Origin of the sequence: Vibrio sp. LB10LO1, assembly GCF_010092875.1 — a bacterium.
Lineage (GTDB): Bacteria > Pseudomonadota > Gammaproteobacteria > Enterobacterales > Vibrionaceae > Vibrio > Vibrio campbellii.
In genome coordinates this window covers 85,564-110,513 of sequence record NZ_JAADJW010000002.1, presented here as the reverse complement: position 1 = coordinate 110,513, position 24,950 = coordinate 85,564, and the positions used below count along the sequence as shown (strand labels likewise).

Annotated in this window: 22 protein-coding genes; 17 read left to right on the top strand and 5 right to left on the bottom strand. The window is 44.3% G+C overall.

Going from position 1 to position 24,950, the window contains the following annotated elements; genetic code table 11:
- Nucleotides 1-75: 75 nt before the first annotated feature.
- Both GXP65_RS01870 and pyrC read left to right on the top strand, forming a co-directional pair.
- Nucleotides 76-240, top strand: a complete 165-nt coding sequence (locus tag GXP65_RS01870) for a YqaE/Pmp3 family membrane protein (RefSeq protein WP_005453437.1) — start codon at nucleotides 76-78, stop codon at nucleotides 238-240.
- Nucleotides 241-394: 154 nt separating this feature from the next.
- Nucleotides 395-1,423: a dihydroorotase gene (gene pyrC / locus GXP65_RS01865; protein WP_045394595.1), complete on the top strand. Its 1,029-nt coding sequence runs from the start codon at nucleotides 395-397 to the stop codon at nucleotides 1,421-1,423.
- A gap of 115 nt (nucleotides 1,424-1,538) precedes the next feature.
- On the opposite strand, the gene GXP65_RS01860 is transcribed toward pyrC, so the two are convergent.
- Nucleotides 1,539-2,444 (bottom strand): DUF808 domain-containing protein, encoded by a 906-nt coding sequence (locus tag GXP65_RS01860; protein WP_045420236.1) that lies wholly within the window; start codon nucleotides 2,442-2,444, stop codon nucleotides 1,539-1,541.
- Nucleotides 2,445-2,618: 174 nt separating this feature from the next.
- On the opposite strand from GXP65_RS01860, the gene GXP65_RS01855 reads away from it, so the two are divergent.
- A complete protein-coding gene (locus GXP65_RS01855) occupies nucleotides 2,619-3,536 on the top strand; it encodes a M14 family metallocarboxypeptidase (RefSeq protein WP_162091849.1) in 918 nt (305 codons plus the stop codon).
- Here GXP65_RS01855 and GXP65_RS01850 read toward each other — a convergent pair.
- The gene (locus tag GXP65_RS01850; protein WP_005453431.1) at nucleotides 3,531-4,319 is read right to left on the bottom strand and encodes a helix-turn-helix transcriptional regulator; all 789 of its coding nucleotides are present in this window, start codon (nucleotides 4,317-4,319) and stop codon (nucleotides 3,531-3,533) included. The two genes, GXP65_RS01855 and GXP65_RS01850, sit on opposite strands and share 6 nt — an antisense overlap.
- 98 nt (nucleotides 4,320-4,417) lie before the next feature.
- Here GXP65_RS01850 and GXP65_RS01845 point away from each other — a divergent pair, with 98 nt between their 5' ends.
- The 3 genes from GXP65_RS01845 to GXP65_RS01835 all read left to right on the top strand — a co-directional run bounded on the left by GXP65_RS01845 (nucleotide 4,418) and on the right by GXP65_RS01835 (nucleotide 6,412).
- Nucleotides 4,418-5,323, top strand: coding sequence for a DMT family transporter (locus GXP65_RS01845; RefSeq protein WP_162091848.1), 906 nt, complete (start codon nucleotides 4,418-4,420; stop codon nucleotides 5,321-5,323).
- A 166-nt stretch (nucleotides 5,324-5,489) separates the two neighbouring features.
- Nucleotides 5,490-5,975, top strand: coding sequence for an acyl-CoA thioesterase (locus GXP65_RS01840; RefSeq protein WP_005441158.1), 486 nt, complete (start codon nucleotides 5,490-5,492; stop codon nucleotides 5,973-5,975).
- Between the two features lie 191 nt (nucleotides 5,976-6,166).
- Nucleotides 6,167-6,412, top strand: coding sequence for a hypothetical protein (locus tag GXP65_RS01835; protein WP_005529750.1), 246 nt, complete (start codon nucleotides 6,167-6,169; stop codon nucleotides 6,410-6,412).
- Between the two features lie 371 nt (nucleotides 6,413-6,783).
- Here GXP65_RS01835 and malG read toward each other — a convergent pair whose 3' ends face one another.
- The 3 genes from malG to malE all read right to left on the bottom strand — a co-directional run bounded on the left by malG (nucleotide 6,784) and on the right by malE (nucleotide 10,520).
- Complete coding sequence (malG, locus tag GXP65_RS01830; protein ID WP_005432001.1) at nucleotides 6,784-7,674, bottom strand: maltose ABC transporter permease MalG; 891 nt, start codon at nucleotides 7,672-7,674, stop codon at nucleotides 6,784-6,786.
- A gap of 12 nt (nucleotides 7,675-7,686) precedes the next feature.
- A complete protein-coding gene (gene malF / locus GXP65_RS01825; RefSeq protein ID WP_162091847.1) occupies nucleotides 7,687-9,261 on the bottom strand; it encodes a maltose ABC transporter permease MalF in 1,575 nt (524 codons plus the stop codon).
- Between the two features lie 80 nt (nucleotides 9,262-9,341).
- Nucleotides 9,342-10,520, bottom strand: coding sequence for a maltose/maltodextrin ABC transporter substrate-binding protein MalE (malE, locus tag GXP65_RS01820; RefSeq protein ID WP_005432005.1), 1,179 nt, complete (start codon nucleotides 10,518-10,520; stop codon nucleotides 9,342-9,344).
- A gap of 668 nt (nucleotides 10,521-11,188) precedes the next feature.
- Between malE and malK the strand changes: the two genes are divergently transcribed.
- From malK to GXP65_RS01765, 11 genes are all read left to right on the top strand, one after another.
- The gene (malK, locus tag GXP65_RS01815; RefSeq protein WP_162091846.1) at nucleotides 11,189-12,307 is read left to right on the top strand and encodes a maltose/maltodextrin ABC transporter ATP-binding protein MalK; all 1,119 of its coding nucleotides are present in this window, start codon (nucleotides 11,189-11,191) and stop codon (nucleotides 12,305-12,307) included.
- A gap of 406 nt (nucleotides 12,308-12,713) precedes the next feature.
- Nucleotides 12,714-14,219, top strand: a complete 1,506-nt coding sequence (locus tag GXP65_RS01810; RefSeq protein WP_162091936.1) for an EAL domain-containing protein — start codon at nucleotides 12,714-12,716, stop codon at nucleotides 14,217-14,219.
- 395 nt (nucleotides 14,220-14,614) lie between these two features.
- Nucleotides 14,615-16,015 (top strand): undecaprenyl-phosphate glucose phosphotransferase, encoded by a 1,401-nt coding sequence (locus tag GXP65_RS01805; protein WP_162091845.1) that lies wholly within the window; start codon nucleotides 14,615-14,617, stop codon nucleotides 16,013-16,015.
- Between the two features lie 10 nt (nucleotides 16,016-16,025).
- Complete coding sequence (locus tag GXP65_RS01800; RefSeq protein WP_240334931.1) at nucleotides 16,026-17,231, top strand: outer membrane beta-barrel protein; 1,206 nt, start codon at nucleotides 16,026-16,028, stop codon at nucleotides 17,229-17,231.
- A 12-nt stretch (nucleotides 17,232-17,243) separates the two neighbouring features.
- Nucleotides 17,244-17,777 (top strand): polysaccharide biosynthesis/export family protein, encoded by a 534-nt coding sequence (locus GXP65_RS01795; protein WP_005432020.1) that lies wholly within the window; start codon nucleotides 17,244-17,246, stop codon nucleotides 17,775-17,777.
- Nucleotides 17,777-19,972 carry a polysaccharide biosynthesis tyrosine autokinase gene (locus GXP65_RS01790; RefSeq protein WP_162091843.1) on the top strand — a complete coding sequence of 732 codons (2,196 nt, stop codon included), beginning with the start codon at nucleotides 17,777-17,779 and terminating at the stop codon, nucleotides 19,970-19,972. Before GXP65_RS01795 ends, GXP65_RS01790 begins: the two co-directional genes overlap by 1 nt.
- Nucleotides 19,950-20,765, top strand: a complete 816-nt coding sequence (locus GXP65_RS01785; RefSeq protein WP_045457308.1) for a putative capsular polysaccharide synthesis family protein — start codon at nucleotides 19,950-19,952, stop codon at nucleotides 20,763-20,765. The genes GXP65_RS01790 and GXP65_RS01785 overlap by 23 nt, the downstream gene beginning before the upstream one ends.
- Nucleotides 20,762-21,814, top strand: coding sequence for a glycosyltransferase (locus tag GXP65_RS01780; RefSeq protein WP_045370648.1), 1,053 nt, complete (start codon nucleotides 20,762-20,764; stop codon nucleotides 21,812-21,814). The genes GXP65_RS01785 and GXP65_RS01780 overlap by 4 nt, the downstream gene beginning before the upstream one ends.
- Nucleotides 21,780-23,042 carry an O-antigen ligase family protein gene (locus GXP65_RS01775; protein ID WP_162091842.1) on the top strand — a complete coding sequence of 421 codons (1,263 nt, stop codon included), beginning with the start codon at nucleotides 21,780-21,782 and terminating at the stop codon, nucleotides 23,040-23,042. Before GXP65_RS01780 ends, GXP65_RS01775 begins: the two co-directional genes overlap by 35 nt.
- A gap of 45 nt (nucleotides 23,043-23,087) precedes the next feature.
- Complete coding sequence (locus GXP65_RS01770) at nucleotides 23,088-23,918, top strand: putative capsular polysaccharide synthesis family protein (RefSeq protein WP_162091841.1); 831 nt, start codon at nucleotides 23,088-23,090, stop codon at nucleotides 23,916-23,918.
- Nucleotides 23,918-24,949 carry a glycosyltransferase gene (locus tag GXP65_RS01765; RefSeq protein ID WP_162091840.1) on the top strand — a complete coding sequence of 344 codons (1,032 nt, stop codon included), beginning with the start codon at nucleotides 23,918-23,920 and terminating at the stop codon, nucleotides 24,947-24,949. Before GXP65_RS01770 ends, GXP65_RS01765 begins: the two co-directional genes overlap by 1 nt.
- Nucleotide 24,950 lies beyond the last annotated feature (1 nt).

Below are 24,950 nucleotides of genomic sequence, written 5' to 3'. Positions count from 1 at the left end.
TTGCCAAGATGTGACATTGAGCACATAATTCGCCAACTTTTTGACACTAAAAATAATCTATCCGGAGCATAGACCATGGATACTAACAAACTGATTCTAATTCTACTTTGTATCTTTCTTCCACCAGTGGCGGTTTACATGGAAAAAGGTCTAGAGAAAGACTTCTTCATCAATCTAATCCTGACGTTTTTCTTCTTCCTACCAGGCACAATTCACGCGCTTTGGTTGACGATGAAGTAACCAACTGAGCTCCTACCGTAAAGAAATGTGAAAAATGGGGTGAAATGGAAGAGCAATTCCACTATCATCCTGTCGCCTAAGCGCAAGCGTTTGCTCTTGAGGTAAATGCAGCGTTTAGGCTCCAAACATAACTTTTTAATGGTGGGAGCAATTAATGACAACACTGACTATTACTCGTCCTGACGACTGGCACGTTCACTTACGCGATGGTGAAGTTCTAAAAGATACCGTTCGCGATATTAGCCGTTATAACGGTCGTGCGCTGATCATGCCGAACACCGTCCCACCAGTGACCAATACTGAAATGGCGCTAGCCTACCGTGATCGAATCCTTGCAGAGCAGCACGGTGAGCAATTCGAACCTCTTATGGCGCTGTACCTAACAGACAACACCACGCCAGACGAAATCCGTAAAGCGAAAGCGACAGGCAAAATTGTTGCAGCAAAACTTTATCCTGCGGGCGCAACCACCAACTCTGATTCTGGCGTAACCGACGCAAAGAACATCTACCACGTTTTTGAAGCGATGGAAGAAGTTGGCATGCTGCTTTTGGTTCATGGTGAAGTGACTCACAACCACGTTGATATTTTTGACCGTGAGAAGGAATTCCTAGACACGGTTCTTGCTCCTATCGTCAACGACTTTCCTAACCTAAAAATCGTTCTTGAGCACATCACGACTGCGGATGCGGCTAATTTCGTCAACAACGCTTCTGATAACGTTGCAGCAACCATCACTGCTCACCACCTGCTGTTTAACCGCAACCACATGCTAGTAGGCGGCATTAAGCCACACTTCTACTGCTTGCCAATTCTTAAGCGTAATACCCACCAACAAGCGCTTATCGAAGCAGCAACGAGCGGTAGCAAGAAATTCTTCCTAGGTACAGATTCAGCACCACACGCAAAAGGCGCAAAAGAGTCGGCTTGTGGTTGTGCAGGCTCTTACACAGCACACGCAGCGCTAGAACTCTATGCAGAAGTTTTTGAGAATGAAGGCAAGCTAGAAAACCTAGAAGCATTCGCTAGTTTGAATGGCCCTGATTTTTACGGTATCGCTCGTAACACTGATACTGTGACGCTAGAAAAAGCATCTTGGAATGTACCAGAAACGATGCCGTTTGGTAGCGACATCGTTGTACCAATCCGTGCAAATGAAAAGATTGAGTGGGAAGTGAAGTAAGCACGCTCACAAAATGAAAAAGGGTCATGCCACCATATTTGATATGGAAAGGCATGACCCTTTTCGTTTGGCTCCTATAAAGCCTTATGTCTGCTGTCTTACGTATGAAGAGTCGCTATTTACCACGAACCTTCTCTATCACCGTCCAAGCAGCAACCACAACTAGACCCGCGATAACACCAATTACGCCGTTAAGCAGTGTTGGCACGATCGCTGTCGCAATCGTATGTCCACGGAAGTCCATAATGATTGGTTCAATCAGGTGATGAATCGCAGGTACGTTATGCACGACAATACCGCCACCAACCAAGAACATAGCCGCAGTACCGACAATCGCAAGCATCTTCATCAGCTTCGGAGCAAATGCCACTAGCGCCCCCCCCAACTTCGCTTTCAAGCCTTCACCATTTGATGTGCGCTCAAGATAAAAGCCCAAGTCATCAAGCTTAACGATACCTGCAACCAAGCCATAAACACCGATAGTCATCAGTACTGCGATTAAACTCACCACGAGAATTTGCGTTACGATGCTTGAGCCTGTCACCGTGCCCAAAGCAATCACGATGATTTCTGCAGAGAGGATAAAGTCAGTACGAATCGCACCCGCCACTTTTCTCTTCTCGTACTCTTCGGCCGATTCACCAGTATTAACTTGCTCTTCTTTTTCTTCATGTTGGTGTGAATGAGGGAAGAGTTTTTCCAAGATCTTTTCTGCACCTTCAAAGCAGAGGAACAGACCACCAATTAAGAGTAACGGCATGATCAGCCAAGGAATAAAAGCACTGATCAACAACGCCGACGGCACCAGAATCAGCTTATTCTTAAATGATCCTTTTGCTACCGCCCAAACCACAGGAATTTCACGCTCTGACGCTACACCAGACACCTGTTGCGCGTTTAGTGCTAAGTCATCACCTAGTACACCAGCGGTTTTTTTCGCTGCCATCTTAGACATCAATGCAACATCATCCAATACCGCTGCAATGTCATCCAACAGTGTTAGTAAACTTGCTCCAGCCATTTATTTGTCTCTTTTATGGAATTGAATAAGTAACAGAATGTAACACCATTAAATCACTCAGCAAAGTTATGATTTTGCAAAGAATAAAGTCACAAATTGTGTTTTCTGTTGCCGTGGCTTTGAGAGAGGACTAGTCTTGTCTTATCTTTCAAGCACTCAAAAGAAAAAGTATAGATGAAAAGCGGATACACTTACCCAATCGGTACCCCAGGTCAGCCTTGGGGCGAAGCAGAACGTAAAGCTTGGTGCGAACAACGTGGCGTAAAACGTAGCTACCAAGATGAAGTTGTGACGAAAATTGATGCTCTTCGCGAACGTTTCGATGTTGAGCAATACGGCGCGCTTTCATACGACGAAGCACGCTTCCCTCTATTTTGTATCAAAACGCGTAACTGGGATGCGGCAAAACCTGTTGTTTTGGTCACTGGCGGCGTACACGGCTACGAGACAAGTGGCGTACATGGTGCGCTGAAGTTTGTTGATACGCAGGCAGAGCGTTACGCAGAACACTTCAATATTGTCGTTGCACCATGTGTCAGCCCTTGGGGCTATGAAGTGATTAACCGCTGGAACCCAAATGCGATTGATCCAAACCGCTCTTTCTATGCAGACAGCCCAGCAGAAGAGTCAGCAAACTTGATCAAGCTAGTTGCAACGCTAGGTGATGTTCTAATGCACATCGACCTTCACGAAACCACCGATTCTGACGAGACGGAATTCCGCCCAGCACTTGCAGCGCGTGATGGTCTTGAATACATCGAAGGCATGATTCCAGATGGTTTCTACACGGTGGGCGATACAGAAAACCCGCAACCTGAGTTCCAAAAAGCAGTCATCGAGTCAGTAGCGAAAGTAACGCACATTGCACCTGCTGACGATAAAGGCGAAATCATTGGCTCGCCAGTGGTGCAATTTGGCGTCATTAATTACCCAATGGTAAAACTGGGTTTGTGTGGCGGCGTAACCAACTGCACTTACGGCACCACAACAGAAGTTTACCCAGACAGCCCGAAAGTGACTGATGAAGAGTGTAACGACGCTCAAGTTGCAGCAGTTGTAGGCGGCTTAGACTACGTGCTCGCTCAGCTATAACAAGCGATTCTTATATTGCTCCGGTGTAATGCCGGAGTATTTCTTAAACATGGCAATAAATGGACTGGCTTGGTTGTAACCCAACGTTAGCGCTACCTCTTTTACTGTTTGCCCCTTCCTTAACAACTCCATCGAATGCAGGTAACGCACTCGCAATCGCCACTCGGTAAAACTCATTCCCAATTCACTTTGACAATGGCGAGCTAAAGTACGCTCGGTGGTATGAACCTTCTCCGCCCATTCTCCTAAGCTGATTTCGTCAGTTGGGGCTTCTTCGACGGCTTTAAGAATTGGCTCCAGATATTTGTTGTCTGTGGTTGGCAAAAAGTGATGTTCGACTTCTTGTTTGGCTAGCTGATCCAACAAGACCTGAACGAGGCGTTTATCTTCTTCGCTCTTAGCAACATTAATATCACGCTGGCGAAAGTCTTCCACAATCGCCGAAACAATGGGCGTCACTTTGATCAAGCTCGTTTTGGATGGAAAGTGTTGAGTCAACTCTGGGTCGATGTTTAAAGAGCAGTATTCCAAAGGTTTACGGTTGTAACTGGTGTGTCGTATGCCAGCTGGCACCCAGATCGCAAGATGTGGAGGCGCTAAGAAACGCGTGTCTTCCGCATCCATCTCTAGTATGCCGCCACTGATCAGTTGAACCTGCCCCCATGGATGGCTATGTATACGAGTTTCCGTGTTCGACAGAAAGGCTTCGAAATTCATAAATACATCTGATGGTGCTCTATCGATTGATAATGATGGATGAAGATTCCTTGTGCTCTTTTTCAAATTTGTCTTCCTATCGCTTACGATGTCTTTCCAGAGATACATTTCATTATAAAGACCTGTCAGACTAGCGCCATTAATTATTCTGCGATGAGGTTCTCATGGTTTATTTGCTTCCGTTTTTTACTGTCATGATTTGGGGTGGAAATTCCATCGTAAATAAAATGGCAGCAAGTGCCATCGAACCAAGTGCCATGAGCTTCTATCGTTGGTTTGTCGCTATGGTGCTTCTGACGCCATTTTGCTTACCAGCGGTTATCAAACAGCACCATGTGATTCGCCCATACTTGGCTAAGTTAGCGTTCCTTGCGCTACTGGGCATGGTACTAAACCAATCACTCGGCTATTACGCGGGTCTTACGACGACCGCTTCTAACATGGCACTGATTACCTCTCTCGTCCCATTGATCAGTGTTTTCTTGAGCGTGCCTTTATTGGGTAAGTCGATTTCCATGCTGAGCGTGGCAGGTGGCGTGATTTCATTAGGCGGTTTGGCGTTTATGCTGGGTCACGGTGACATCACCTACTTCCTACATCAAGACATGACGCAAGGTGACAGTCTGATGCTGTTAGCTGCCCTTTGTTACGCGATTTACTGTGTGCTACTAAAACGCTGGAAAATGCCTTTCAGCAGCATGACCTTGGTCTATATGCAGGGCTTTTTCTCGCTGGTTATGCTAACTCCCTTGTGGTTGAGCAGTGATCAACTTCTACCAAGCCAAAGTGCGCTGCCATTGATTGCTTATGCGGGCATTGCTGCCTCTATCTTCGCGCCTTTAATGTGGGTGAAAGCGATTGATTTGATTGGTGCAGATTCAAGTGCCATGTTCATGAACCTGATGCCGGTGGTTTCTGTAGCGTTAGCCTCGACCATGCTGGGGGAAGAGGTGCATGTTTACCACATCATTGGCGGCATGCTGGTTATCTCTGGCGTCATCTTGTCGCAAATTAAGATCCGCAAGAAGGTTCAATCACCAAGCCCGGAACTGCCACCAGCGACATCTTAATTCAATCTCATAAGCCACGGCACCCACCGTGGCTTTTTTGTGCCCCATATCTTTTGCTACTAGCACTGACAAAAAAGTTAATATTTTGTTGCACTCCCTATTCCAGTATCGATTTCTTGCTGATACATTGGATCTAATAGCAACGACAATAACAAAGGAATGACAGATGAGCAGTGGTCAAAGAGACATAACCCTTCGTTTTCTTGCTGAACCAGGAGACGTTAACTTCGGCGGTAAAGTACACGGTGGTGCCGTGATGAAATGGATCGACTTAGCCGCCTACGCGTGCAGCGCAGCTTGGAGTGGTAAGTATTGTATTACCGCATATGCAGGTGGTATTCGCTTTGTTGCGCCAATTCATGTCGGAAATCTAGTCGAAGTCAGTGCTAAGGTCATCTACACCGGACGCAGCTCAATGCACATCGCCATTGATGTACAAGCAAGCGATCCTAAAGAGCTAAAGAACCGTCTAACAACGCATTGCATCGTGATTATGGTTGCGGTCGATGAAGATGGAAAGCCGACCGACGTTCCAAAATGGATCCCAGAATCAGATGAAGACAAAGCACTGGAACAGTCGGCTATTCGCTTGATGAACATGCGTAAACAAATTGGCGAAGAGATGGAAGCACACGTCAAATATCTCAAATAGCTCAAACAGTTCAAATAACTTGCCCCTCCCCAAGGCCCCAAACTGATTATCAAGTAATCGTTTGCTCTACATGTGTGAAGTAATGTCATGGTTCTGTCATTCACTTCACACTAGGTTCAAATTGTCATAAATCTTTCACTTTGATTTGATTAAATCCACGCACAATTTTCGTGTTGGATAGAGTTTGGATCTTGAGATTAAAAGAGACCACGTTAAGTGAAAATACATTGACCAATTTGAAAGCGGTCGAATATCAATGGGTACGCACCATGTATGTGGAAGGTTATAACGAAGAGGAAATTAACCACTACATTCAAACCTGTTTTGGTGGTGATACCACATTTGCCGATCTTTTCCGACGCGTCGCATTACAACAAGAGAGTTTATACACACTGCTTCAATATGTAGGCTGTGCACCTTCAAGCCGAGAGTTTTAGCCTCCCCCTTTAGTTACGCCATTTATTCTTTCAAATAACCCTACACTAATTATGTGAAGTGATACGCACGGCATTCTGCCGATGCTGTGTAATCCATTGCAAACTGGTTAGTCTGTATACGCAATAAGAAAACGCAGTGAATCTGTAGGTATAAAAAAACCTGAGTCTAGACTCAGGTTATGGTTACAAGAAACTGTTAGTGATTAAAGCGTAAGGAACTAAGCTAACAGCCAGCTATGCGTAACGCCAAAATAGCCTGATATTACTGATCGGCGGCCAAACCAAAATTGTAATATCGATGCTAAATATAAGGGCGACCATATGGTCGCCCTTTTCTAGTTATTCTTTTCTCTCTCAGAGACCAACTGAGATTATCCTTTCACACCACCAGCCGTCAGACCACCGACTAACCAACGCTGTGCAAGTAAGAATACAATTGTAATTGGTAGTGCAGACAATACTGCTGCAGCTGCGAAGTCACCCCACAGATAGTTCTGAGGATATAGGTACTGCTGCATACCAACTGCTAATGTGTAGGAGTTTACATCAGAAAGCAGTAGAGATGCTACCGGTACCTCACCAACAACGCCGATAAATGACAAGATGAACACTACAGCTAGGATTGGCACTGATAGTGGAAGCAGTACTAAACGGAACGCTTGCCACGGTGTTGCACCATCCAGTGCTGCCGCTTCTTCTAGCGAGTTGTCAATCGTCTCGAAGTAACCTTTTATCGTCCATACGTGTAGTGCGATACCACCTAAGTAGGAGAAGATCAGACCGCCGTGGGTGTTCAAACCTAGGAAAGGAATGTACTGACCTAATTTGTCAAACAATGCGTAAAGCGCCACAAGAGCAAGTACTGCTGGGAACATCTGGAAGATCATCATCGCTTTCAGGATAGTGTTCTTACCTTTGAAGCGTAGACGAGCAAACGCGTAAGCCGATGTTGTAGACAGTGCCACGATAAGAATAGAGGTGATACCTGCTACTTTTACCGAGTTCCATAGCCAAGTCAGAACTGGGAATGGAGGCGGTGTTACAGAACCGTCTGCGTTTGTTACCGAGAAGCCTAGTGCAAGCTTCCAGTGTTCTAGCGATGGGTTGTCTGGGATCAGACTACCCGTTGCAAAGTTACCCTCACGGAATGAGATCGCAATGATCATCAACAGTGGGAAAATAATCAGTGACAGGAAAGCCCAAAGAGCAATATGGGTCGCCCATACACGGTACTTTAAAGATTTACCTTGTACTATAGCCATGGTCGTTACTCCTTAGTCCTGAGATAGCTTAGTGAAACGTAGGTTCAATAGTGCTAGCGCGCCAACCAATAGGAAGATAAGCGTTGCGATTGCACTTGCTAGACCGAAGTCCTGACCACCTGCACCTTCAAACGCGATACGGTACGTGTAGCTTACTAGTAGGTCGGTGTAACCCGCTGGCTCAGAAGTACCAATCATGTTTGGACCACCACCAGTCAATAGCTGAATCATTACGAAGTTGTTGAAGTTAAACGCAAAGCTCGCAATCAATAGAGGAGTCAGAGGTTTAATCATCATTGGTAACGTTACTTTCATGAAGTTCTGGACGAAGTTCGCACCATCGATTGCAGACGCTTCATAAAGGTCATCAGGAATCGCTTTTAGTAGACCCATACACAGAATCATCATGTAAGGGAAACCAAGCCATGTGTTCACGATCATCACCATGGTTTTCGCTAGGAATGGGTCAGAGAACCAAGAAGGACTGATACCAAAGATAGCGTTCAATACCATGTTGATCTCACCAAAGCTTTGGTTGAAGAGACCTTTAAAGATTAGGATTGAGATAAATGCTGGAACCGCGTAAGGCAGAATCAGCAGTACTCGGTACACTGCACGACCTTTAAGCTCTTCCCACTGAACAACACTCGCTAGAACTAAGCCAATAACTAGCGTGAATACTACCGTCAGGATTGAGAATACAACCGTCCAGATGAAGATACTGATGAAAGGCTCTTTGATGCCGTCGTCTTTCCAAACTCGCTCAAAGTTGTCAGTACCGATGTTTACCACGAAGCCTGGAGAAACCGTGTTACCAACAAACTGGCCATTTTCATCGACAGGTTGGTAGTAGCCCACATCCATATTTGGACGCAGCATCTCTTGTGTACGGTTATTGAAGATCGACTCACCATCATCTTGAAGCGTGTACAGTGGTACCACCGCTGCGAACTTACGCAGACCGCTCATTCGGATGTCATCACCGCTTGGAAGATGAAGGTCAACATCACTCAGTGCACTACGGTTCTTAACAATAGTTTTGATTGGCTCTTTGTCACCCGTCGCTTCAGTGATAGGCGCTAGATCAAGATCCGTTGCAGAGAAACCATCAAGCTGGAAAGTTGGCGTCGCTAGTAGCTCATCGCCTTTCTTCACTACAATTTGGTGACCTTGCTCAGTCTTGTATAGAGTGAATGGGAAACTTTCACCACTCTGATACGTTCTATCTAACAGGACAGACTGTGCACGATCGAAAGAAAGCTGGTTTTTCGCGCTGTAGTTAGTGAACGCCAGACCGACGGTATACGCCAACGGGAAAAGGATGAATAGAATCATCCCGGCAATACCAGGGTAGATGTATCGGTGAGCGTATGTTTTCTTACTACCAAAAATGAATAGCGCTAAAGCGGTTAGAATGATCGTAAGTAGTGCAAACGCAATCTCACCGCGAGAATACATTAGGATAGTTGCGTAGCCATTGATAATGCCGACTGTGCCCAATAGTGCCCATTTGGTGAACACTTTTTTGCTGCTTGGTAGGCTGGCTTCTGGTGCTGTCATAGCATCTGTACCTTGAACTGACTGCATAGGGAACCTGCTAGCGAATATAGGATAAATATAGAAAAGTAAGGAGGAGTTGCCCCCTCCTTAAAAAGGGTATTGCTGAATTATTTAGTCATTTGTTTTTCTGCATCTGCTAGAGCAGCATCTACAGTTTGACGACCGTCAACCACGTTGATGATAGCGTTCTTAGCTGCACCCCAGAATGCGTTCATTTGTGGGATGTTTGGCATGATTTCGCCGTTCATCGCGTTGTCCATTGTCGCCGCGATACGTGTATCTGAATCTAGCTCTTTTTGGAACGAGTTAAGCGCTACTGCACCTAGTGGCTTGTCGTTGTTAACCATACGTAGACCATCGTTCGTTAGTAAGTAGTTCTCGATGAACTCTACCGCTAGATCTTTGTTTGGTGACGCAGTGCTGATACCAGCAGTTAGTACACCAACGAATGGCTTAGAAGACTGACCTTGGAACTTAGGTAGCGTTGTTACGCCGTAGTTGATGCCAGATTTCTCAATGTTGCCCCAAGACCATGGACCGTTAATAGTCATTGCCGCTGTGCCTTGGTTGAACGCAGACTCAGATACTGAGTAATCCATATCCGCAGAGATTACACCCTTGTCTACTAGGCCTTTCACGAAGCTCATTGCGTCTTTCACGCCTTCTTTCGCAATACCTGCATCTTTGATGTCGTAGCCTTCAGATGTGTATTTGAATGCGTAGCCGCCGTCAGCTGCCATTAGCGGCCATGTGAAGTACGGTTCTTTCAGGTTCCACATGATTGCAGACTTGCCGTCTTTCTTAAGTTTCGCGTCTAGCGCTGCTACTTCTTCCCATGTCTTAGGTGGGTTTGGAACAAGATCTTTGTTGTAGATTAGAGATAGAGACTCAACCGCTACTGGGTAACCGATTAGTTTGCCATCGTAACGTACTGCATCCCATGCGAAGTCAACGATGCCGTCTTGGATTTCTTTAGATGGTTTAATTTCAGCTAGTAGACCAGATTCTGCGTAGCCACCGAAACGGTCGTGAGCCCAGAATACGATATCAGGACCATCACCTGTCGCTGCAGTTTGAGGGAACTTGTCTTGTAGGCCGTCTGGGTGAGCCACTGTTACTTTAATGCCAGTGTCTTCTTCAAACTTCTTACCAACCTCTGCAAGACCGTTGTAGCCTTTGTCACCGTTGATCCAGATGGTCAGTTGTCCTTCTTCGATGGCAGCATTAGCACCAAAAGAACCTAAAGCAACAAGGGTACCCAGTGCTACAGCGCTTAATTTTTTCATGTTCGTATCCTTTTTATATTTTTGATGTAGGGCTAGTCCATTGAGGTTCAGCCGTATTTCGACACATATCATCTGAAATTATCGATTGTGTCTCATCCTCCTAATCCCTACGCCCTTGCAATTATGACGTATTTTCGTGATCTGAATCGCCAAGGGTTAGAGACTCAAATCACAAAATGAATACTTCCTGTGATCGGTTTCAACTTTAGGTCACGCAATAATGTGATTTCCGCCCAACTCCCCCTCTACTCCTCCTTTTTGACTCCTCCCCGCCTACTCCCCCTACAATTATTTCGATTAGGAGGATGTAGCAGTGAACACAATCTTAGAAACTGCAGTCATCCAAGAGTGGATGGTAAGAACCCTTTCCCAGCAGTACCTACCCTATAGGTGAAAAGATTTGCTGGTTTTTCATTGCCATACGAGTGGAATGTCATTATTGGTGTTGTTTGTGGTAATTATTTCACGGGGGAGACAACACGAATAATGTGGGGGAGAGAAACTCGTATTTGGCTATGGTGGGTAGTGCTCCAGTTCAGGACATTTGGAGCGCTACCCTGTTTTTCTTACCAATCCCAATAACTTACCGATTCCTACTGTTACTGCTCGCTAGATAATTCATATAATGATGAGCGGTGAATAATAAAAATTGATCGAGGACGAGCTACATGGCGAGTGTCACGTTAAAAAATGTTTGTAAAGCGTATGGCGACGTACTGATTTCTAAGAACGTAGATCTAGAGATCAACGAAGGTGAATTCGTTGTTTTCGTAGGTCCATCAGGTTGTGGTAAATCTACCCTGCTACGTTGTATTGCCGGTCTTGAAGACATTACTTCAGGTGATTTGTATATTGGTGACCAGCGCATGAATGACGTAGAACCATCCAAACGTGGTGTTGGTATGGTGTTCCAGTCTTATGCTCTTTACCCACACCTAAACCTATATGACAACATGTCATTTGGTCTGAAACTAGCAAAAGCTGACAAAGCGGAAATCGATAAGCGTGTTGAACACGCAGCAGAAATTCTCCAGTTGGGTCACCTACTAGAGCGTCAACCAAAAGCCCTTTCTGGTGGTCAACGCCAACGTGTTGCTATCGGTCGTACGCTAGTATCACAACCAGATGTATTCCTTCTTGATGAACCACTATCAAACTTGGATGCAGCACTGCGTGTAAACATGCGTGCTCAAATCACGAAACTACAACGCCAACTTGGCTGCACCATGATCTATGTAACGCACGATCAGGTAGAAGCAATGACAATGGCAGACAAGATTGTGGTTCTAGATGGCGGTTACGTATCACAAGTTGGTAAACCACTTGAGCTTTACCACTACCCACAAAACCGCTTTGTTGCTGGCTTTATTGGCTCACCAAAAATGAACTTCATGAGTGTTTTCATTGATGAAGTGGAAGCAGAACGCGTAAAAGTACAGCTTTCTAACGGCGTATCTTTCTGGATCCCAGTTGATGGTACAACAGTGAACCGCGGTGACCGTATGTCTCTGGGTATTCGCCCTGAGCACTTAGTTCAAGCCGTTGACGCCGATGCGACAATTCACGGTGAAGTGATGATCGTAGAGAAACTAGGTAACGAAACTCAAGTTTACCTAAACCTTGAGGGTGCAGACGCAGACGTTATCTACCGTCGGCCAGATACACTACCAGTAGAGTCTGGTGACAAACTGGAAATCGGTATCCCTGCATATCGTTGTCATCTATTCCACAGCGATGGCCGTGCATGCCGCCGACTACACAAAGAAAACGGCGTAGATTTCGAGTAAAACTTCTTTCACCTTTGCTTGCTACCAATCCCTCTCATTCGAGAGGGATTTTTTATTTCCATTTAATATATAGCTTAGAGAAAGTAATATCCTTTCTATTACCAATGATATTTAAAATGAACATTTTTAGCTGATATATAATCCGAGTACGCTTTTAAGCTAAGTCTTGACCCGATTTAAACCATAAACTTTATTAGATATATACGTATCCTAACCCCAAAATAGAAAGTTCACCTAAAATCATAAAAGCGACAATTTGAACAGAATACGTACAAGTGCATTAAGCAATAATCACTATGCTTCTACCTGCCTGATATATATAAAAAATTAACCACATTAAGCAAACTTTTCTACAATCACTCTGTAAACTATACTTGCTTCAACCGTAAAGACTACAAACTTGGCCATGTTGATAGCATCTAGAACTAAAAGAATACTCCTTGCGTTTATTGTCCTCATTCTATTGATTAGTATAGGATTCGTCGGTGTTTACCAATTATCCAAATCCAATCTTCATCGAGAGGTAAGAAACTCTCTTGAAGTAGGCAAATCACTCATGGACAAATTGGTTAAAAATGCAGATTTCGCGAGTCAGAGAGCTCTGCCTTATACCAAAATGGAGTGTGAACAAGCATTACCCTACCTCAGAGACTTGGTTGTTACGATTCCTGATGTACAAATGATTGCCTTAGCAAAGGACAACCACGTATTTTGTGGCTCTTTGGTTGGGAAACGTGACTATATCGTCCCGAATTATCACTTCTCTGGTGACAAGTTATTCTTAGTATCAAGCCTACCTGATAAACCGAATACTCCAGCCCTTATATTCAAGAATGAAACGGGCAACACTGGTGTTGGTGTATCAGTCAGTGGCTACTACCTAAAAAATATCTTATCTCTCACTTTAAAAGACCTAGACACCTATCTTCAAGTGGGCGAAAAATGGATCAACAAGGCTGGACAAATTTCTGACCAACCTCTTCCTGTCACAATTCAGGTAGAGTCAAAGGATTATCCGTATCGATTGCAAGTCTCACTGTTTCATGACGACTATATGAACTACCTTCTGTCTCATAAGCGTTCAACAATTTTTATCATTATTTTGTTTGCTCTCTCGATGAGCTGGCTCATATTCGTCGCAACAGGCCAAACGCCATCAATGGAAGACAAATTGCGCCAGGCTCTCGCAAATAATGAGTTCGTTCCCTACGTTCAACCTTACGTTGATAAAACTAACAAATTTGTAGGCTTTGAAGTGTTGGTTCGTTGGCTAAGCCCTAAAGAAGGGTTGATAAGACCAGACCTCTTTATACCGCTAGCAGAAGACTCAGGGCTCATTATCCCAATGACGAAATCGCTTATGCATCAAGTCTCTAATGAGCTTGTAGCATTCTCACAGTCTTTACCACCAGATTTTTCTGTCGCTTTTAATATCTCAGCGAAACATTGCGTAAACAGTGAGCTTTTAGAAGATAGTCTAGAGTTTTTATCATCGTTCCCTGAGAAAAAGGTTCAGCTGTGCTTGGAGCTTACCGAGCGAGAACTTGTCAGAGACACAGACGAAGCACGGGCTCTGTTTCACTCATTAAGTGAACATGACGTTAGCCTAGCCATAGATGACTTTGGCACAGGCCATTCGAGTTTGAGCTACTTACGCCAGTTCCGCTTCGACATACTCAAGATAGACCAGAGCTTCGTTCAAATGATCGGTAATGATTCAGTCTCTGCACATATCGTCGAAAACCTCCTCGACCTAGCCTCTCGTTTAGGTATGAAAACAATCGCAGAAGGCGTAGAAACCGCTGAACAAGCCGAGTATTTACGGAGTCATAATATCGATTGCCTTCAAGGGTACTACTTCGCGAAACCAATGCCCTTGAAAGATTTCATACAACAGCTTGAGCAAAACTAATCCATTCTCTAATGCGAGTGAATCTTTACAGGAGCGTCCCCCTATCCGGGGAAACTCCTGTAAAGAGTGACACATTTGCATGAATTCTGACTTCGGTCTACGTCAATCATAATATTTACTCCCCTCCGGCCTCTTAGCACTTTCCTTAGCAACTTATGAGCAGAGTATTAGTTTCTTACTAAACAGCGAATATTAGCCAAAGGTCTAAATTTCATTCTTATTTCCACTTACCCAAACAGAGCAAATTTTTAAACTTATCTCGAAAAAAATAAGAGCATAAGTCTACAACGTCGGAAGCTAAGCAACTGATTACTTCTCTGTCTATTCAAACACTAAGTTAAACCATCGATTTCGGTCGCTGAAGAACGGTAGCGTACCGTAAAGGAAATTAGGATATGAAACATAAAGGACTTATTCGTTCTCACGAGGTGGAGTTTGCATTTCTTTACCGCCTTACTGATCTTGCTGTTATCGTCTCATTCATGCTTTTTTTAATCCTGAATGATGTCAACACATCGATAGAGAAGGATTACGTTATCTTGTCTTTCGTCAGCAGTGTGACGTTTTTCATCATTGCCGAAAGCGGAAAGCTCTATCGCTCATGGCGAACCAGCTCATTCAAAGACCAAGTATTCATCGTTTGTGTCTCATGGCTTGTAACCTGTGCATTCCTATTTATGGTGTTGTACTTTTCCCACGTCCACACCTTATTTGAACGCTACATTCTAGCTACTTGGCTATTAGTCACCCCTATCCTTCTGCTTGCATGGCGCTCAGTATTTCGAATCGCTTTGGCTTACATGCGAAAGCTAGGCTACAACACGCGAACTGCAATTATTATTGGCCAGACACCACATGGGCTGACTTTAGCTAACGAACTAGAAAGCCACACTGAACATGGTGTGTTATTTGACGGCTTTTACGACGAACGTTCTCAAGACCGTTTGCCCGAGTCTGACTATCCAATTAAAGGCAACGTCGGACTCGCATTAGAAAGAGCGAAGCGTGGCGAAGTCGATTACGTGTACATCGCTATGCCGATGCATGCTAACGAAAGAATCGCTTTGTTTCTTAATCAATTCTCAGACACGACGGCGAACACTTATCTGATACCGGATTTCTTTACTTATAACCTGCTGCATTCACGTTGGGATCAAATAGGTCAGGTTCAAACATTGAGTGTATTTGACACACCTTTTGCTGGTATTTCCTCTTGGGTAAAACGCTTAGAAGACATCGTATTATCGAGCATTATTTTACTTCTGATTTCACCTGTACTTCTGGCTATTTCCCTCGGAATCAAACTGACCTCCAAAGGTCCAGTTATTTTTAAGCAGTATCGTTACGGCTTGGACGGCAGAAAAATCGAAGTGTGGAAATTTCGTTCAATGACCACCATGGAACAAGGTAACGACGTAAAACAAGCCACAAAGAATGACCCTCGTATTACACCATTCGGCGGGTTTCTGCGTCGCACTTCCCTTGATGAACTGCCTCAATTTATCAATGTTCTTCAAGGCACCATGTCTATCGTTGGTCCTCGCCCTCACGCCGTGTCACATAACGAAGAATATCGCCAGATCGTCGACCGCTACATGCTTCGTCACAAAGTAAAACCAGGCATCACAGGGTGGGCGCAAATCAATGGTTACCGAGGTGAAACTGACACGCTCGACAAGATGGAAAAGCGCGTTGAGTTCGACTTGGATTACATCCATCACTGGTCAGTTTGGATGGACATCAAGATTATCTTTTTAACGATTTTTAAAGGATTTACTGGTTCAAATGTGTACTGAGTCCATCACAATGAAAGTTATCCCAATAACCGTCGCAATTGCTATGAGCTCAGCGAGTGTTCTGGCTGAGCCTATGGCGTATAAAACGGATTCTGGGATTGAATTCATCCCTACCTTAGGCGTGTTCTACGAAGGTGATGACAACATCAACAAAGCCGATCGTGGAGAGAACATTGAATCGGTCAACATTTGGGGGATAGAGCCTGCCCTGTTGGCTAAAATTGAACGTAATCAATACCGAGCAAATGTGCTTTATAAATTAAGTGCTGGATTCTCTTCGGATGACCAAAATGATTACGACGACCATACTTTTCAATTTACCAACTTTTTCGAATTCAATCACCGGAATCGACTGGTTATCGACTATCAGTTCCGAGCTCAACATGAAGAGAAAGGTGAAGACTTCACCGAAGGCCAAGGTAGCTTGCTCAACAGTCCTGTTGAGTTTCATCGCAATGACTTGAGAACAAACTATGTGTTCGGTTCTGAAGGCTCAAAAGGTAGGTTGGAGTTTGGTATTGGATACCGTGACAAGACATACCAAAACTATCGTGATGGACTGCCTGGCAAGCCTGATGCAAAGACCAAATACAACGACTTTCGTGCACCAAGCGCCCACATAGAGTTTTATCTTCGAGCGACACCTAGAACATACTGGTTGGTTGGTACTCAACAAATGAGCACCGATTACCTTTCAGACAACCCTGTAGTGCCATCAAAAGACAGTTACTCCGGCTTCTATTACACCGGCGCACAGTGGGAAGTCACAGGGAAAACCAAAGGTATCGCCCGCTTGGGTTATCAAGTCAAAGACTTCGATAGCCATCAACGTGAAACCTTTAATGGATTCAGTTGGGACATAGGCTTGGAGTGGCAACCTCAAGAGCAATCGCTCATCACACTCAAGACCACCCAAGCAGCCGTCAGTCCCGATCAAGATGGTGATTACGATTTACAAACTCGCTACCTCATCGATCTTAAACACGACTGGAATAGCTACTTAGCAACACGCTTAGGGGCCCTATATCAACAAGATGACTACACGGGTATTACACGTAAGGAAGACCGATACGCGCTATCTGCAGGTCTTGATTACCAAATAAAGCGTTGGGTCTTATTGCAAGCGGATTGGCGCTATCAGGATAAAGATTCTAATTGGCAAGGCTACAGCTTCGAGCAAAACATCTGGTCTCTTAGTGCTCGATTCTCTTTGTAATAAGGAATGTGAATGAACTTACTAGCAACGTTATTTAGCTTAGTACTTGTGCTTCTTAGCACACCTTCTTTTGCCAGTGCCAATGAGCAAGATTACTTACTCGATACTGGTGATACCATCTCGGTTCAAGTCTACGGTGAGGAAGATCTTTCCATAAAGAACATCCTGATCACTTCAGACGGCTATTTTGATTACCCCTACTTAGGGCGAATTAAAGCCATCAATAAGACCCCAAAACAGCTCAAGTATGAGATTGAAACCGGACTGAAAGGTGACTACCTAATCAATCCTAAAGTAATGGTGGCAATCAATAGCTTCCGCCTTTTCTACGTAAATGGTGAAGTCCGAAAGCCTGGTGGATTCGAATACCAGCCGGGATTGACGATTGAAAAAGCCATCGCACTAGCAGGAGGCTTAACGGATCGAGCGTCCCGCAAGAGCATTAATCTTACTCAACACGCAACAGGTAATACGGTTGAAAGCGTCAGTATGCAACGCTCTGTAGAACCTGGCGACATTGTATTTATCGATCAGAGCTTCTTCTAATGACAGGCAATTCAATGAACGGAACTCATTCTACTCAAGCCCCTACGAATCAAGTCCCACTGATTCGTTTTGGGCATCATTTTAGAACCCTTAAGAAGAACTGGCTGAGTATCTTAGCATTCACCATCATCTTCTCACTTACGTGTACTTGGTATATCTACTCGAAAAAATCAGTCTACCAAGCCACTGCCACCCTTCTCATCCAAGAAGAGCAAAAAAGTGCACTTTCGATTGAGGAAGTTTACGGTGTCGACACCACGAAAAAAGAGTACTTTCAAACTCAAATCGCGATTCTTAAGTCAAACCATATCGCAGATAAAGTGATCACCAAATTGAATCTGGTTAACCATCCAGAGTTCACTAGCTCAAGCGGTATTAAGCAAAAAATCGATGAAATTAAAGCGATTCCTTTCGTTCAAGATTTATTGCATGTCGCACCGAATCCAAAAGAAACCTCACAACATACCAAGCCGTATTATCAAGCACTTCAAACATTCAAGAGAAAGCTGGATATTGAACCTGTTCGGAATACACAGTTGGTAAAAATTCGTTTTCGCTCTACCGATCCACAACTGGCGACCACCATCGCGAACGCAGTAGGCCAAGCGTATATCGATGCCAACTTTGAAGCGAAGTTGGTTGTAACACAAAATGCAGCTACATGGCTCACCAATAACTCGCAAAAACTAGAAGAGCGCTTAAGAGCATCAGAACAAGCACTACAAGATTTCTTAATGCAAGAAGGCTTAATCGATATCAATGGTATCGATGACATCTATGCCAATGAGCTTGAAGAACTAAACCGTAAACTCAATGCCGCAGTAAACAATCGCATTGAAGCACAAACATTAATTCAACTGCTCAAGCGTAAATCGACACAAAACATCGACAGCTTGCTATCGATTGATGAGTTTGCAAACCAAGCTCAAATTCGTGATTTGAAGATGTCGGAAGCCCAAGCCGCTAAAAATGTCTCGGAGCTGTCTCAACGCTACGGCCCTAAACATGATCGTATGATTCAAGCCAAGGCGCAGTTGGCTTCCATACAAGAACGAACTGAACAATTGATTCGAGAAATTTCGTCCAGTAAACAGCAGGACTTACTCGCAGCAAAAGCGCAAGAAGACATGCTTCGTGCTGAACTGAATAACAAAAAATCTGATTTCCAAATGCTAGGATCGCAAAAGGCGCGATACGAACAACTTAAGCGTGAAGTTGAATCGAACAAGGATCTCTACGAAGCGTTCTTGAATCGCGAAAAAGAAACCAATGCCACCAGCGATTATAAGAATGTCACCGCTCGATTTACTGACCCTGCGATCGTGCCGCTGTTCCCAATCGCACCTCAGCGAATGAAACTCGTGCTGATAGCTACTTTCTTTGGCTTTGCTATCGCTTGTGCCCTTGTGATCATCCTTGAGACACTGCGCGAGGTCATTCGTACCTCTTCTGATGTCCAAGACAAGCTCGGAGTCACCTGCTTAGGTACGATTCCGAAGGTGAAAAAACGTGCTCTTCGCCAAAAAGGCGTTACCTACTCAGCTTATTTGGACCAAGACGAAAAGCTGTTCAGCGAAGCGTGCCGCTCCGTCCGAACCTCGTTATTGCTGAGACTAACGAACTCTAAGCAGAAAATCTTGCCATTTACTTCTGCCATTCCTGAGGAAGGAAAGACATCAACCAGTATTAATATGGCTGTCTCGTTCTCAACCATGGAAAAGGTACTGCTGATTGACTGCGACCTGCGAAGACCCTCACTAGCAAAACGCTTTAATCTTCCAGAATCAAGCCCAGGTTTAACCAACATACTTACGATGGATACGCCTTTGAGCGAATGCATCATTAGAAATGAAGAGGCGAACTTAGATGTGTTGCCTGCCGGTATTATTCCACCAAATCCACAGGAACTATTGGCATCTGACCGTTTTGAAAAACTCCTTGAGTACCTGAAGAGTAAGTATGACCGAATCATCATTGACACCCCTCCTCTGCTTTCAGTGAGTGATGCTCTTATTCTTGGTCAAAAAGCCAATGGGTTGATTACTGTTATTCGCTCCGAGTCAACTAAAGCTTCACTGGTTAACGTAGCGTTATCCAAGCAAATTCAACATTCAATACCATCTCTTGGCGTGCTTATCACTCAGGCGAAATCTAAGGAAGGAGAAACACTTTATGTCCAAAAATACGCCTACTAATCAAAGCATGCAGTGGTATCAGTTACTCAAGAGCCAAGAGCGCCCCGTCCTCATCTACCAAATGGGGAAAGTGGGATCGAGTGCATTGGAAAAATCCATTCCGAATTCGATTCACTTACATGACCTGATGTCGATACAAGCGAGTAAACAGATTTCCCCCGTTCGTGCTCAACTGCACAAACCCGTTACGAATCAGATAAAACGCGTACTCAAACGAACCATCATGTGTCACATGCTTAAACGTAAGCAACAGGTTCGTATTATCTCTTTAGTGCGCGAGCCCGTTGGTAGAAACATCTCTATGTTCTTTCAGTCACTGCCATTTTGGATGGCGGATAAGTATCTAAAAGACGACAGCGCGGTACGTTCAGAGCGCCCTCAATTGCTCCATGAAGCGTTTGAAGAACATGTGAACCATCAATACCCATTAGAGTGGTTTGATAATGAAATCAAAGCACTGACAGGCATTGATGTTTTTGCTCAGCCCTTTGATCAAGCAGTGGGTCACCAAACATACCAAAACCACAACTTTTCACTCATGGTTATTCGTATCGACAAACTCGACCAATCACAACAAGCCATTAGTGAATTTCTACAACAAGAGGTGGCTGTTGTTCACGACAACCAAGCCGACAACAAGTGGTATTCCCCTCTGATCAAAGAGTTTAAACATTCATACCAGCCAAAGCCTGAGTTTGTCGAAGAGATGCTGTCATCAAAGCTGACCAAGCATTTCTTTGCTGAGCCTGAAATCGAAAAGTTCAAACAAAAGTATCTAGCGACTGAGTCATGAAGAAGAAAATACTGCATATTATCAATGATCTATCAAAAAACGGTGGCGCACAGAAGTTTCTCGTCGACTTAGTGATGGAACACTCACCAGAGTATGAAATCAAAGTCCTCGTACTTTGCGATGACAACGATTATTTGGCACAGCTCACTTCTCATGGCATCGAGTGCTTTAATTGGCAGGCCCTGACGATTAAAGAGAAATGGTCTTTACTACGCTGGCCAGATCTCGTGCATGGGCACTTGTACCCATCTATCTATCTGGCATTGCTTGCCGTTGGTAAAAAGCGCATTCAAACCGAGCACTGTTCATACAACCGCCGTCGTGACTACCCGTTATTTAAATTTATGGAATACCTACTTTATCGTGGGCACGATCTGACGGTCAGCATCAGTGAAAAAGTCCAAGAAGAACTGGTAAAGTTCATGCCTCGTTTTGAGCATAAATATCGTGTTGTCCATAATGGTGTCGATCTTGCTCGCTTCCCTCTTGTGGCTAAGTCTGGAAGCCTCTTAAGGGAGAAATCAGCCATCAATATCGGAATGGTCGGGCGACTTCATGAACATAAAGATCATGAGACGTTAATCCACTCGATTGCCCTTCTTCCTACCAATTATCATCTCCACTTAGCTGGAGACGGAGCGAAACGCGGTGAACTCGAATCTCTCACTCAGAGCCTCAATATTGCCGATCGTATTCATTTCCACGGTGTGGTGTCCGATATTCCCGCTTTTTTGTCTGGCATGGACGTGTACGTTCAATCATCCCATGTTGAAGGTTTTGGCCTTGCGGCTGTAGAAGCGATGGCGGCAGGCTTACCTGTGCTCTCTTCAGATGTGCCGGGGTTAGATGAAGTTATGGGCAGCCATGAATATTTGTTCACGGTCGGTGAATCAGAGCAACTAGCAGACAAAATCTCTCGACTATGCAATGCCGTTGACCTCTACGATAGCGCCAGTAAATACGCAGTTAATCGTGCCAAGTTATACACCATCGATAAATTCCGAGACGGGTACTATGGACTCTACCAACAGCTCTGCACCAGCAAGTAACCATGTACCGCTGTTTGCGGCGATTACTCTCGCGCTATTTTTTGTTCCGGTAAAGATAGGCCTTGGTGGTATTGCTCTCGCACCGTCAGATATCGCGAGCTTACTTTCACTGGGTTTTGTCGCCTTGGTTATTCTTGAAGGAAAAACTCATAAGCTGTTCCACCCTTGTATTGGTTTCTTGCTGCTGTTTACTAGCTATGTGTTCATCAATGGCATGCTGAATCGTGTTCCGCTCGTACCGTTAGTGACTGAAACCGTCCAGTGGGTAGCAATAATCGGTTTACTCGGCCTGCTGTATGCCTATGGAGCCTTCGACGATGAACGCGTGATGGTTTATCTTACTTATTGTTTGCTGGTGATATGTAGTCTTGTCGCCGCCTGGCACTTTGCGCAAGGCTATCAAAGTGGATTCAAGCTACTCGGCGTGAGCAAATATGCGTTTGGTGTGCTCTGTTCCCTACTCTACCTCTACCGTGACCGTATTCGTGCATTTCCTGTCTTGATGCTATTTGCGTTCGTACTTCTTCTTTTATCCCAAGAAAGAAAGGCATTGCTTGGCTTTTGTTTGTTGGTCTTTATCGATACTTTGTTTCTAAGGCGCCTTATACAACAAACACTCAGCGAAACTTACACATGGACAGTGCTGCTTGTTGGTGGGTTGATCGTATTAGCAACCGTATCGACCACCTTGTACGTGGGCTTTGATCAGCTTGCCGATAAGCTGGAAATCACCCAAGAAGACATTATTTTCGCTAATCAAAGTGAAGCGCGTTGGGTCTCCAATTTACACCGTAAATTGCTGCTAGCAAATGGTCTCGATATCTTGCTTGAGCATCCAGTTTTGGGTGTTGGCGCTAAGATGTTACCCAACTATATGATCAACTATTTCAATTATGATGAGTTAGCCATCTATACCCATAACTTCATACTCGACACCTCGATCGAATATGGATTACTTGGTATTGCTTTGTTGTTTGGCGGCTACTTTCTATTTATGAAATTTTGCTTCAATACATTGATAGACAATAAAAAAAGCCTCTTACTCTCCATTTATGCACTAATCATGGTGTTTTTCGTCGCCGTGAATACCACCATCATTTTAATACTTTTACTACCCGTCATGATCAGTAAAAAACGGCATCATAGTCGTCAGACAGAACATCAAAAACAAGCTGATCATAACAACCATCAATCTGAGTTACCGATTCCGCCAATAACTCACAATTAATAACGCTGCGGAATAACGACATTAAAGTTATCAAGGATAGGATAAATGAAATATTCAATCTCTCGACAATTTGAAAAAAACCGAGAACTTCAAGCAGACAATTTTGTTTTGGTGTATCAAATGGGCAAAGTGGGCTCGTCATCTATTGAACACACTCTTGGCGAAAGAAAGATCCCGAGCTATCACATCCATACCTTTGATGATCATGAAGAGTTCCACATGTATCACAACAAAAAGGACGTGAGTAAATTCTTTGATTTTAAGAGCCGCACCATGTATCGCCTAGTGCTCAATAAGCGTAAGCGCATTCTTCAAAAGCGTGAGCATATTAAGATCGTCACACTAGTCCGAGACCCTATCGCGACCGTGTTTTCTCGTTTCTTCCAAGACTTACACCTTCAATTTATTGAAGGGAAGAAAAATGATGCTATTCATCGTGATATGGATGTGACCTACAAACATCTAGAGCACTGCTTCGATAACTATATAAACCTGAATTACTTCGCTAACTGGTTCGATAATGAACTTAAGCGTAACTTTGGCATCGATGTTCTTAGGCAAGAGGTTGATAATACTCAGCCTTTCTATACGTTCAATAACGAACAAGCCAGCGTTATCCTAATTAAATGCGAACAACTTAGCTCACTCGATCAAGAGATTGGTGAGTTTCTTCAGCTTGATGACTTCGTTCTTAAAAACAGTAATGAAGCAAAGAACAAGTGGTATTCCAACATCCATCAGTACTTTAAAGAACACTACGACTTCTCGAAGCTTTTCTACATGTACGACCTGCCCCTCTATCGCCATGTTTACTCAGAACAGGAACGCGAGGCATTTAAAGACAAGTGGAAACAAACACCAGGGACGAAGTCGTGATGAAAAAAGTACTACATATTACTGAAGCCTTCGGTGGAGGCGTTCAAACGGCACTTTACAGCTACGTCCATTCATCACGTTCAGAACCTTATGAACATTCACTGCTCGCACGCGCGCGCTCAAACGATATGACCAATGAATCGAGCAATCATGTTTTTAGCCATGCAAAATGGGTTGAGGGCAATCTGCTGCAATTTATGAAAGACGCCAACGCATTTATCGCTGAGCTCAAACCAGATATTGTTCATTTACACTCAAGTAAAGCGGGCTTTTTAGGTCGCTTTTTAAAGCTCGGTGGAGCGCGTTTAGTTTATACGCCTCATTGTTACGCTTTTGAACGGGAAGACATTTCCGGTTTTGCTAAACAGGTCTACAAAACATTAGAAAAAGTGGCCATCAGCAGAATTGATGTGGTGGCAGGTTGCAGCCAACGTGAGTGTGATTTAGCCATCAGCATCGGCGCTAAACGTGCTGATTTATTAAACAATTACGTGACATATGATAGTGAAGAGCGTCCACAAAGCTCGCAACAAACCACACTAAAACTTGTGGTACTTGGCCGCGTGGCGCCACAAAAGGATCCTCAGTTTTTACTGGATACATTGAATCATATTGCCCCTTCACAGCTGGCGCGAAAATTTGACATTACTTGGATTGGCGGTGGTGAGGCAGAGCTTGAAAATAAGCTTCGCACACAGGGGATTACGGTAACCGGAATGATTCCTCGCGATGACGTCGTGAATCTACTCAAAGACGCGGGTTTGTATCTTCACACTGCCGCCTGGGAAGGCATGCCTCTCACTATTTTGGAAGCCGCAAAGTTGCACTTACCTATGGTTATTCGCTCTATCGGTGCCACGAAGGATCTTAACTATCCTTTCTTAGCGGCAACTCCAGAAGAAATGGCCAAACAGATGAGCCATTGTATCAATCACTACCACGACATTGACTTTTATCGATACACAATTGGGCTCAATGATGCGTTTAGTGAAGAAAAACAACGTCTAGCACTCAACAGTATTTATAGCTAGA